We start from the raw sequence: 10,456 nt of genomic DNA, 5'->3' as shown, positions 1-10,456 counted from the left end.
GCAAACCTTGCACCGCCCTGGCCGGCGTCTTCGCTGGCAAGCCAGCTCCTACGGGGGAATTTTCGTCCCTCGCCAACACCGCCACCTGTAGGAGCCGGCTGGCCGGCGAAGAGGCCCGCAAGCCTTGCACCGCCCTGGCCGGCGCCTTCGCTGGCAAGCCAGCTCCTACGGGGGGATGTGCGGTGTGTCGGGCAATAGTCAGGGGGTATTGGCGTCGAGGTGCTGGTAGGCGGCGTTGAGGCTTGCGGCCAGTTCCCGGGCGCGGCCGAGGCGGATCGGGCCGCGTTCGATGTCGAGCAATAAGGTTGGGCAGTCGAAGGGAGTCAGGGCCGGCAGGGTTTTCAGGCGACCGTCGGTGATCAGCAGCACGCGCCGTTGCTCCGCCGGCAGTCGCCGTTGGCGCTGTTGCAGCCACTGCGCCGCCTCGGCCAGTGCCTGGGGCAATGGCGTGCCGCCGCCCGCTCCGAGGCCGTCGAGCCAGTGGCGCAGATCCTTGGAGGCTTTCAGGCCCTGGACCTGCCAACGAGGCGCTTGGCCGCTGGCCGTGAGCAGGGCCAGGCGCGCACGCTGGCGATAGGCGTCGTCAAACAGTTGCGCCAGCAAGCCCTTGGCGTCGCTGAGGGCCGAATGCCGACGGGTCGAGGCCGAGGCATCGACGATCACCAGCCACAGTTCATGGGGCGCGCGGCTGCGCAGGCGAAACAGCAGGTCTTGGTGCAGGCGCGGCCGGCCTTTGAGCAAGGTGCCGGGCCAGTTGATGGAACCGCCGCGGGCTTCGCGGCCTTTGCCTTGCCGGCCATGATCCAGGTGCCCCGCCCGGGGCTTGGCATCCGCCCCCCGATCAGTGCGGGGACGAATGCCTAAGGCTTTTTTGGCCAGCTGGGCACTTCACGACGGGCACCGGTGGGCAAAGCCTGGGCCGGCATCTCGCCCCATTGACCCTGGCCTTCGCTGGGGTTGGCGTCGTGGGGGACCGGCGCCTGAGGACGTTGCCCCGATTGCGGCGCACTGGGCGCATGCTCCCGGCGGCGGTGGCGCAAGGCGAACTCGGCCACCGCGTCGATATCTTCCTCGGCGATGGCGCTGGCGCCACGCCAGGCGGCGTGGGCCCGGGCGGCCCGCAACCACACCAGATCGGCACGCAGACCGTCGACTCCTGCGGCGAAGCAACGCTCGGTGATCCGCTCCAGGGACAGGTCATCAAGGGCGATGGCTGGCAGCAGCGCTCGGGCCTGCTGGCAACGCTCGCGCAACGCGGTTTGCGCCTCGGCCCACTGGGTACAGAAACCCTGGGGATCGCTGTCGAAATCCAGGCGCCGCCGGATGATCTGCCCGCGCTCCTGCGGTGCAGTCTGGCCACTGAGGGCGACGTTGAGGCCGAAGCGGTCCAGCAGCTGCGGACGCAGTTCACCCTCTTCCGGGTTCATGGTGCCAATCAGTACGAATTTCGCCGAATGGCGATGGGAAATGCCGTCGCGCTCGATCAGGTTGGTGCCGCTGGCAGCCACGTCCAGCAGCAGGTCCACCAGGTGATCGGGCAGCAGGTTGACTTCATCGACATAGAGCACGCCGCCGTCAGCCTTGGCCAGAACCCCCGGAGAAAATTGCGCCCGGCCTTCACCCAGGGCGGCGTCCAGGTCCAGGGTGCCCACCAGGCGCTCTTCGGTGGCGCCCAGAGGCAAGGTGACAAACTGCCCGCTGGCCAACAGGTCGGCCAGGCCCCGGGCCAGGGTCGACTTGGCCATGCCCCGAGGGCCTTCGATCAGCACACCGCCGATCTTCGGGTCGATGGCGGTCAGGCACAGGGCCAATTTCAGGGCGTCGGCGCCGACCACAGCGGACAGCGGAAAATGGGGGGTGTCACTCATGTCGGGGTCTCGCTTGGGTCGGGTCTGGGGGTGTCCGGGGGGACGCTTTCGCGAGCAAGCTCGCTCCTACAACGGCAATGCCAGCCCTGTAGGAGCGAGCTTGCTCGCGATCGAGTGCACAGCACTCGCCGCCTCAGGAATCTTCTTCGATATCCAGCAGCAGGTTTTCCAGGGCTTCACGATAATCGCCGGGCGCTTGCCACAGGCCACGCTGCTGGGCTTCCAGCAGGCGCTCGGTCATGTCGCGCAGGGCGTGGGGATTATGCTGGCGAACGAACTCGCGGGTCGAGTCATCCAGCAGGTAGGCATCGGCCAGCAAGGCGTACTGGTGATCGTCGATCAGCTCGGTGGTGGCGTCGAAGGCGAACAGGTTGTCCAGGGTCGCGGCCATTTCGAAGGCGCCCTTGTAGCCATGGCGCTTGACCCCTTCGATCCATTTCGGGTTGGCCGCGCGCGAGCGGATCACCCGGTTCAGTTCTTCCCTGAGGGTGCGGATCTTCGGCAGGTCCGGCTGGCTGTGGTCGCCATGGTAGCTGGCGGCCTTGGCGCCGCTGAGGCTTTCCACCGCCGCCAGCATGCCGCCCTGGAATTGGTAGTAGTCGTTGGAATCCAGCAGGTCGTGCTCGCGGTTGTCCTGATTCTGCAGCACCGCCTGCACTTGACTCAGGCGGGAGGCGAACTGCTCGCGGGCGGCGGTGCCTTCGTCGCTGCCGCCATAGGCGTAGCCGCCCCAGTTCAAGTAGACCTCGGCCAGGTCCTCGCGGCTCTGCCACAGGCGGCCGTCGATGGCACCCTGGACCCCGGCGCCATAGGCCCCGGGCTTGGCGCCGAAGATCCGCCAGCCGGCCTGACGCGCAGCGGTGTCCTGATCCAGGCCGGAGGCAATCAAGGCTGCGCGTTCAGCGCGGACTCTGGCCGCCAGCGGGTTCATGTCCTCGGGTTCGTCGAGGGCCGCCACCGCTTGCACCGCTGCGTCGAACAGGCGGATCAGGTTGGCGAAGGCATCGCGGAAGAACCCGGACACCCGCAGGGTCACGTCGACCCGGGGCCGGTCCAGCAGGCTCAGGGGCAGGATCTCGAAATCGTCGACCCGCTGGCTGCCGGTGGCCCACACCGGACGCACCCCCATCAGGGCCATGGCCTGTGCGATGTCGTCGCCGCCGGTGCGCATGGTGGCGGTGCCCCAGACCGACAGCCCAAGCTGCAACAGGTGATCGCCGTGATCCTGCAGGTGACGTTCGAGGATCAGGTTGGCCGACTGGAAGCCGATGCGCCAGGCGGTGGTGGTGGGCAGGTTGCGCACGTCCACCGAATAGAAATTGCGCCCGGTGGGCAGCACGTCCAGACGGCCACGGCTCGGCGCGCCGCTGGGGCCGGCGGGGACGAAACGCCCACTCAAGGCATCCAGCAGGCCGCGCATTTCCGCGGGGCCGCAAGCGTCCAGGCGCGGTGCGACCACTTCGCGCAACGCCTCGATGATCACGCGCACCGGCTCCCAGCCGGGCTCGTCCAACTGCGCCACCGGGCCCTGGAGTGCGGCTTCGATCAATGCTGCGGCGTACAGTTCCAAGCGTTCGCGCACATCGCCCGCCGTGCGCCACAAGGCATCGCTGAGCTGTCGCAACGGCTGCGGGCGGCGCCCGGTCCAAGGTTCGGCCAGGGCACAGTCCAGAGGGTCGAAGCCCAGGCCGAAGGCCTTGGCCAAGGCGCGCAGCAGGCTGGCATGAGCGCCCTTGCCATCGCCCCGGGGAATGCGCAGCAAGGCCAGCAGGGTGTCGATGCGCAGGCGGCCGTCGGGGGATTCGCCGAACACGTGCAGGCCATCGCGGATCTGCGATTCCTTGAGGTCGCACAGGTAAGTGTCCAGGCGCGGCAGCCAGATCGCCGCGTCGGCGTCGCTGTCAAGCTGCTCGCCCAGTTGCAACTCGCGGTCGATGTGGGTCTCGCGCACCAGTTGCAGGATGTCCCGCTGCAGCTCCCGGGCGCGACGTGGGTCGAGCAGTTGGGCTTCGTAGTACTCGTCCGCCAGCAGCTCCAGATTACGCAGCGGGCCGTAGGTTTCGGCGCGGGTCAGGGGCGGCATCAAGTGGTCGATGATCACCGCCTGGGTACGGCGCTTGGCCTGGGCGCCCTCCCCCGGGTCGTTAACGATGAACGGGTAGATGTTCGGCAGCGGCCCCAGCAGCGCATCCGGCCAGCAGTTCTGCGACAGGCCGACACCCTTGCCCGGCAGCCATTCCAGGTTGCCGTGCTTGCCGACATGGATCAGCGCGTGGGCGCCGTAGGCCTGGCGCAGCCAGAAGTAGAACGCCAGGTAGCCATGGGGCGGCACCAGGTCCGGGTCGTGGTAGACCGCGCTGGGGTCCACCTGATAACCCCGGGCCGGCTGAATGCCGACGAAGGTCAGGCCAAAGCGCAGGCCGGCGATCATCATCCGCCCGTCGCGGAACATCGGGTCTTGCTGCGGTGCGCCCCAGCGCGCCAGCACTGCCTGACGGTTGGCTTCCGGCAGGGCCTGGAACATCAGCGCGTAGTCGTCCAGGGCCAGGCTTTGCTGACACGGGCGCTGGTCGAGGCTGTCCAGATCATTGCTGACCCCGCCCAGCAGTTGCCGGATCAGCTCGGTGCCGCTGGCGGGCAGTTCGGCCGGCAGCGGGTAGCCATCGGCCTGCAGGGCCTTGAGGATGTTCAGCGCGGCGGCGGGGGTGTCCAGGCCGACACCGTTGCCAATGCGACCATCCCGGGTCGGGTAATTGGCCAGCACCAGGGCAATGCGCTTCTGGCCGTTGTCCAGGCGTCCCAGCTCGACCCAGCGCCGGGCCAGTTCAGCAACAAAGTCCATGCGTTCGGGCTGGCCGCGATAGCAGACCACATCCGACTGGCTGCGCTCGCTGCGCCAGGCCAGGTCCTTGAAGCTGATGGGCCGGCTGATGATGCGCCCGTCCAGTTCCGGCAAGGCGATGTGCATGGCCAGGTCCCGCGGTCCCAGGCCTTGCTCGCTGTCGCGCCAGCCCGGCTCGTTGTCCTGGGCGCAGATCGCCTGGATCACCGGGATATTGCGCCGGAACGGCCGCAGGTGCGGGGCTTCCGGGCTGGATTGGGCAAAGCCGGTGGTGTTGAGGATCACCCCGGCTGCGGTTTCATCCAGCCAGTCTTCCACCTGGCTCAGGCAGCCCGGCTCCTTGAGGCTCGCCACCGCCACCGGCAAGGGATTGAGACCCGCCGCCTGCAGGCGCTGACAGAACAGGTCGATAAAGCCGGTGTTGGCGGCCTGCAGGTGGGAGCGGTAGAACAGCAGCGCCGCCACCGCTTGATCGGGCTGCCAATCGGCCTGCCAGTCGCTGAGGGTGGCCTGGCTTTTGTGTGGGTGGTAGATCGCCGTGCGTGGCAGGGTCTGCGGTTCGCTCCAGGGGTAGTCGCGCCCCAACAGGCCGCTGGCCAGGCAGCGATAGAAGTTCAAGGCGTTATCGCGGCCGCCCTGGCGCAGGTATTGCCAGAGACGATCACGCTCGGTGGCCGACACTGTGCTCAGGTCGCTGAGCTCCGGGTCCGGACGATCGTCCCCCGGCACCAGGATCAACTGCACCCCGCGCTGGGACAGCTCCACCAGCCGCTCGACGCCGTAGCGCCAGTAGGCGATGCCACCGTGCAGGGAAATCAGGATCACCTTGGCGTGGCGCAGCACCTGGTCCACATACAGGTCCACCGAAGCATGGTTCTGCACCTGCATCGGGTTGGCCAGGCGAAAGCTCGGGTAGTCCTCGGGCAATTGCTCGGCGGCGTCCGCCAGCAGCGCCAGACTGGAATCGCCGCTGCACAGGATCACCAGCTCGGCGGGGGTTTGCCCAAGGTCGGCAATGTTGTCATCCGACACGAAACCGCCGGGCTGGGTCCTGAGCAGGTGCATGGCTTACACGCTGAGGGCGGCGCGCAGTTGCGCTTCGAGCTCGGCGGCGTCCAGTTCCTGGCCGATCAGTACCAGGCGCGTGGTGCGAGCTTCGTCGGCGCCCCACTTGCGGTCGAAGTGCTTGTCGAAACGCGTGCCCACACCCTGGATCAGCAAACGCATCGGCTTGTTGGGGATCGCGGCGAAACCCTTGACCCGCAGGATGCCGTGCTTGACCACCAGTTGGGTCAGGGCGTCCAGCAGCAGGCTTTCGTCGGCCTGGGGCAGTTCGATGGAGATGGAGTCGAAGGCGTCGTGATCGTGGTCGTCGTGGTCGTCGTCACCGTCGTGGTGATGGTCGTGATGGCTGTGGCGGCCATCGATGTGCTCCTCGGAACCGGCGCCCAGGCCCAGCAGCACGTCCAGCGGCAGGCGGCCGCTGCTGGCTTCGATGACCTTGACCGCCGGCGGCAGCTCCTCGGCCACTTCCAGGCGCACCTTGGCCAGGTCTTCGGGGCTGATCAGGTCGGTCTTGTTGAGGATCACCAGATCGGCGCTGGACAACTGGTCGGCGAATAGCTCGTGCAGCGGCGATTCGTGGTCCAGGTTGGGGTCGAGCTTGCGCTGGGCGTCCACTTGATCGGGGAACGCGGCGAAGGTGCCGGCGGCCACGGCCGGGCTGTCGACCACGGTAATCACCGCATCGACGGTACAGGCGCTGCGAATTTCCGGCCACTGGAAAGCCTGGACCAGGGGCTTGGGCAGGGCCAGGCCGGAGGTTTCGATGAGGATGTGATCCAGATCGCCGCGGCGCGCCACCAGTTCGCGCATCACCGGGAAGAACTCTTCCTGCACGGTGCAGCACAGGCAGCCGTTGGCCAGCTCATAGACCCGGCCACTGGCTTCTTCTTCGGTGCAGCCGATGGAGCATTGCTTGAGGATCTCGCCGTCGATGCCCAGCTCGCCGAACTCGTTGACGATGACCGCGATGCGCCGGCCCTGGGCGTTGTCCAGCATGTGCCGGAGCAAGGTGGTCTTGCCCGAGCCAAGGAAGCCGGTGACGATGGTGACGGGAAGTTTGGCCAGTGTTTTCATCGGATGCCCCTTGGCAAAGGTGGCGGGCATACGGGACGAGAGCCGCAGCGCAGGCACGCGCGGAGATTTCGCCACCGGATCACCCCGCCCGGTTGTAGTGAGAATCTTGGATCGAGGCAGGTCTCCTGGCTGAGGGTTTGCCAGTCATTGGACCGGCGGTTTCTGCGCCTTCCCGCAGGCGTTGTGGACGCGAATGCAGTGGCCTTGCAGAAATGAAACCCTTCACAGTTGCGGGGGCAGCCGCGGCATCGACCGCGTTCCCTTCTTAGCTTCGACTGCTGGCCGAAGAACCTCGAAGGCGCAAGGCTACGCAGAGCGCGGGGGACGGTCAATCGGCAATACACCGGCGTTCGCAATTGACGACGTTACCCCGCCCATGATCTCCTACGCGCCTTGTTACGGGTGCCCTTCACAGGGTGAAACGGGAAACCGGTGAATCACGTGCTTTACTGCAAAAAGTCGTGACCAGTCCGGTGCTGCCCCCGCAACGGTAAGCGAGAGAAGTGTCAGATCCACTGTGCCAAGGCATGGGAAGGCGACACTTGCAGGCACGGCATGACACGGCCCTGCCCCTCGCCAGCCCGGAGACCGGCCCGCAACTCACACATAACAACCCGCGGTGGGCGGGCGCTGTTGCAAACCCTGCGTGCCGGTCACGCGGGGTTTTCCTGCGCCTCTACCCCGCTGACACTCCAGAGGGAAGCGCCATGTCGATCATCAGCAGCACCAGCCATTCCACCAGCAGCACCTCCACCCTGAGCCAGCGCCTGGTGGCCGCCATCGGCGCTTCGCTGCTGGGCGCCTGCCTGGTGTACTTCGCCGGTTTCTCCCATATCGAAGCGGTGCACAACGCCGCCCACGACACCCGTCACAGCGCCGCTTTCCCTTGCCACTGAGACCTGCCGACATGATCAAGCGTATTGCGCAAACCGCGGGGTTCACCGGGTTGCTGGCGGCCTTGCTGCTGACCCTGCTGCAAAGCTTCTGGGTGGCCCCGCTGATTCTGCAGGCGGAAACCTACGAAAAGGCTCCTGCCGCAGAAGTCCATGAACACGCCGAAGGCGCCGTGGCCGGTCACAGCCACGACGCCCAAGCCTGGGAGCCGGAAGACGGCTGGCAGCGGGTGCTGTCCACCACGGGCGGCAATCTGGTGGTGGCCGTCGGCTTCGCCCTGATGCTGGCCGGGCTCTACACCCTGCGGGCGCCGAGCCGCACGTCCCAGGGCCTGCTCTGGGGCCTGGCGGGTTATGCGACCTTCTGCCTGGCGCCGACCCTGGGCCTGCCGCCGGAGTTGCCGGGCACCGCCGCCGCCGATCTGGTGCAGCGCCAGGTCTGGTGGGTCGGCACCGCCGCCTCCACCGCCGTGGGCATCGCACTGATCGTGTTTGCCGGCAACTGGCTGCTGAAACTGTTAGGCGCGGCCATCATCGCCGTGCCGCACGTGATCGGTGCACCACAACCGGAAGTGCATTCGATGCTGGCCCCGGAAGAACTGGAAGCGCAATTCAAGATCGCCTCGCAGCTGACCAATGCGGCCTTCTGGCTGGCCCTCGGGCTGATCAGCGCCTGGCTGTTCCGGCGCAAGAACACGGATCAGTACTCGGCATGATCGAAGTGCGCGCAGCGTCGGCCCTGGTGGTCGGCCTGGGCTGCCAGAAAGGCTGCCCGGTGACCACGCTGCGCGCGCTGCTGGATCAGGTGCTGGAAGCCCATCGCATCGATACGCAGCAGGTCCTCGCCCTGGCGAGCATCGACCTGAAGCAGGCCGAGCCCGGTCTGCTGGAGTTGGCCGAGCAACTGGCGCTGCCGCTGACCTGCTTCAGCAGCACGCAATTGGCACCTTATGCCCTGCGCCTCAGCCACCGCTCACAGATCGCCTTTGAACGCACCGGTTGCTATGGCGTTGCCGAAAGCGCCGCCCTGGCCATGGCCGAACAGCTGCATCCCGGCCCGGCCAAACTGCTGATCCCTCGTCAGAAATACGCCCAGGCCACCCTGGCAATGGCCGCTTGCCGGTAAAATCCTCGATAATCCCCCGCCTCGATCATGAGCAATCTTCATTTGAAGCACGGCTCCAGCCCCTTTTTCACAGGACACAGCCATGACTGTCTATTTCATCGGTGCCGGTCCCGGCGATCCGGAACTGATCACGGTCAAGGGCCAGCGCCTGATCCATCGCTGCCCGGTGATCATCTACGCCGGCTCCCTGGTGCCTCAGGCCGTACTGGAGGGCCACCGTGCAGAACGGGTGATCAACAGCGCCGAACTGCACCTGGAACAGATCATCGAGGCCATCCGGGAAGCCCATGCCCAAGGCCAGGATGTGGCCCGGGTACATTCCGGCGATCCGAGCCTGTATGGCGCCATCGGTGAACAGATCCGCTGCCTGCGGGAGTTGGGCATTGCCTTCGAAATCGTCCCCGGAGTCACCGCCACAGCGGCCTGCGCCGCACTGCTGGGGGCCGAACTGACCTTGCCGGACGTGTCCCAGAGCGTGATTCTCACCCGCTATGCGGACAAGACCGCCATGCCCGCCGGCGAGGAATTCGCCAGCCTGGCGGCCCATGGCGCCACCATGGCGATTCACCTGGGGGTCAATCACCTGGAGAAGATCGTCGCCGAGCTGCTGCCGCACTACGGCGCCGACTGCCCGATTGCGGTGGTGCATCGAGCCACCTGGCCGGACCAGGACTGGGTCCTGGGGACCCTGGCCGACATTGCCGACCAGGTCGCGGCCAAGGGCTTCCGGCGCACGGCGCTGATCCTGGTGGGCCGGGTACTGGCCACGGATGTTTTCAGCGAGTCGTCCCTGTATCGCGCCGGACACGCGCACCTCTATCGCCCCTGACACACCCTGTGTAGGAGCTGGCTTGCCAGCGAACGCGATCTTGGCATCGTGCAAGGCTTGAGGGCCCTTTCGCCGGCAAGCCGGCTCCTACGAGGTTGGAGTTCCTCTGTTGGCGCGCCGGACGCCTTGTAGGAGCTGGCTTGCCAGCGAAGGCGGTCTCGGAATTGGCGCAAGGCTCAAGGGCCCTTTCGCCGGCAAGCCGGCTCCTACGGAGGCTTTTTGGGGGGAGTTGGCTTGCGGGCATAAAAAAACGGCGCTCACGGGGCGCCGTTTTTTTAGTTCGCAGTGAACGCCTTAGTAGTAGGCGTTTTCTTTCTGCGTGTGGTCGGTGACGTCGCGGACGCCCTTGAGCTCGGGGATGCGCTCGAGCAAGGTGCGCTCGATGCCTTCCTTCAAGGTCACATCGGCCTGGCCGCAACCCTGGCAACCGCCACCGAATTGCAGCACGGCGATGCCGTCGTCAACGACGTCGATCAGGCTGACCTGGCCGCCGTGGCTGGCCAGCCCCGGGTTGATCTCGGTTTGCAGGTAGTAGTTGATGCGCTCGTTGACCGGGCTGTCGGCATTGACCATCGGCACCTTGGCGTTGGGCGCCTTGATGGTCAGTTGGCCGCCCATGCGATCAGTGGCGTAGTCGACCACCGCATCATCGAGGAAACCTTCGCTGAAGGCATCGATGTAGGCGGTGAAGCTCTTCAGGCCAAGGGCCTTGTCTTCGGGTTTCTCTTCGCCCGGCTTGCAATAGGCGATGCAGGTCTC

General features: G+C 66.5%; 9 protein-coding genes and 2 riboswitches. Of the genes, 4 read left to right on the top strand and 5 right to left on the bottom strand.

The features are described from left to right. Positions 1–198: 198 nt before the first annotated feature. From BLX41_RS17830 to cobW, 4 genes are all read right to left on the bottom strand, one after another. Entirely contained in the window at positions 199–807 is a 609-nt protein-coding gene (locus BLX41_RS17830) for a vWA domain-containing protein (RefSeq protein ID WP_123725949.1), read from the bottom strand. A 53-nt stretch (positions 808–860) separates the two neighbouring features. Further along, positions 861–1,868, bottom strand: a complete 1,008-nt coding sequence (locus BLX41_RS17825; protein WP_123725948.1) for a magnesium chelatase ATPase subunit I — start codon at positions 1,866–1,868, stop codon at positions 861–863. A 133-nt stretch (positions 1,869–2,001) separates the two neighbouring features. Continuing rightward, the gene (cobN, locus tag BLX41_RS17820; RefSeq protein ID WP_123725947.1) at positions 2,002–5,775 is read right to left on the bottom strand and encodes a cobaltochelatase subunit CobN; all 3,774 of its coding nucleotides are present in this window, start codon (positions 5,773–5,775) and stop codon (positions 2,002–2,004) included. A gap of 3 nt (positions 5,776–5,778) precedes the next feature. Beyond that, positions 5,779–6,849, bottom strand: coding sequence for a cobalamin biosynthesis protein CobW (gene cobW, locus BLX41_RS17815; RefSeq protein WP_123725946.1), 1,071 nt, complete (start codon positions 6,847–6,849; stop codon positions 5,779–5,781). Between the two features lie 98 nt (positions 6,850–6,947). After that, positions 6,948–7,159, bottom strand: a riboswitch (cobalamin riboswitch). Positions 7,160–7,232: 73 nt separating this feature from the next. Next, a riboswitch (cobalamin riboswitch) is annotated at positions 7,233–7,460 on the top strand. Positions 7,461–7,556: 96 nt separating this feature from the next. On the opposite strand from cobW, the gene BLX41_RS17810 reads away from it, so the two are divergent. The 4 genes from BLX41_RS17810 to cobM all read left to right on the top strand — a co-directional run bounded on the left by BLX41_RS17810 (position 7,557) and on the right by cobM (position 9,697). Next, positions 7,557–7,745, top strand: coding sequence for a CbtB domain-containing protein (locus BLX41_RS17810; RefSeq protein ID WP_123725945.1), 189 nt, complete (start codon positions 7,557–7,559; stop codon positions 7,743–7,745). An 11-nt stretch (positions 7,746–7,756) separates the two neighbouring features. After that, positions 7,757–8,458: a CbtA family protein gene (locus tag BLX41_RS17805; protein WP_123725944.1), complete on the top strand. Its 702-nt coding sequence runs from the start codon at positions 7,757–7,759 to the stop codon at positions 8,456–8,458. Next, complete coding sequence (locus BLX41_RS17800; RefSeq protein WP_123725943.1) at positions 8,455–8,868, top strand: cobalamin biosynthesis protein; 414 nt, start codon at positions 8,455–8,457, stop codon at positions 8,866–8,868. Before BLX41_RS17805 ends, BLX41_RS17800 begins: the two co-directional genes overlap by 4 nt. A gap of 82 nt (positions 8,869–8,950) precedes the next feature. Beyond that, positions 8,951–9,697, top strand: a complete 747-nt coding sequence (gene cobM, locus BLX41_RS17795; RefSeq protein WP_123725942.1) for a precorrin-4 C(11)-methyltransferase — start codon at positions 8,951–8,953, stop codon at positions 9,695–9,697. A gap of 294 nt (positions 9,698–9,991) precedes the next feature. Here the strand turns inward: cobM and BLX41_RS17785 are convergent. Further along, positions 9,992–10,456 (bottom strand): NifU family protein (locus tag BLX41_RS17785; protein ID WP_259744989.1); only part of this gene is annotated, 465 nt, incomplete at its 5' end.

It is taken from the genome of Pseudomonas protegens (assembly GCF_003732485.1).
In the GTDB taxonomy this organism is placed as follows: Bacteria; Pseudomonadota; Gammaproteobacteria; order Pseudomonadales; family Pseudomonadaceae; genus Aquipseudomonas; species Aquipseudomonas protegens_B.
This window is presented reverse-complemented; position numbering and strand designations above follow the sequence as displayed.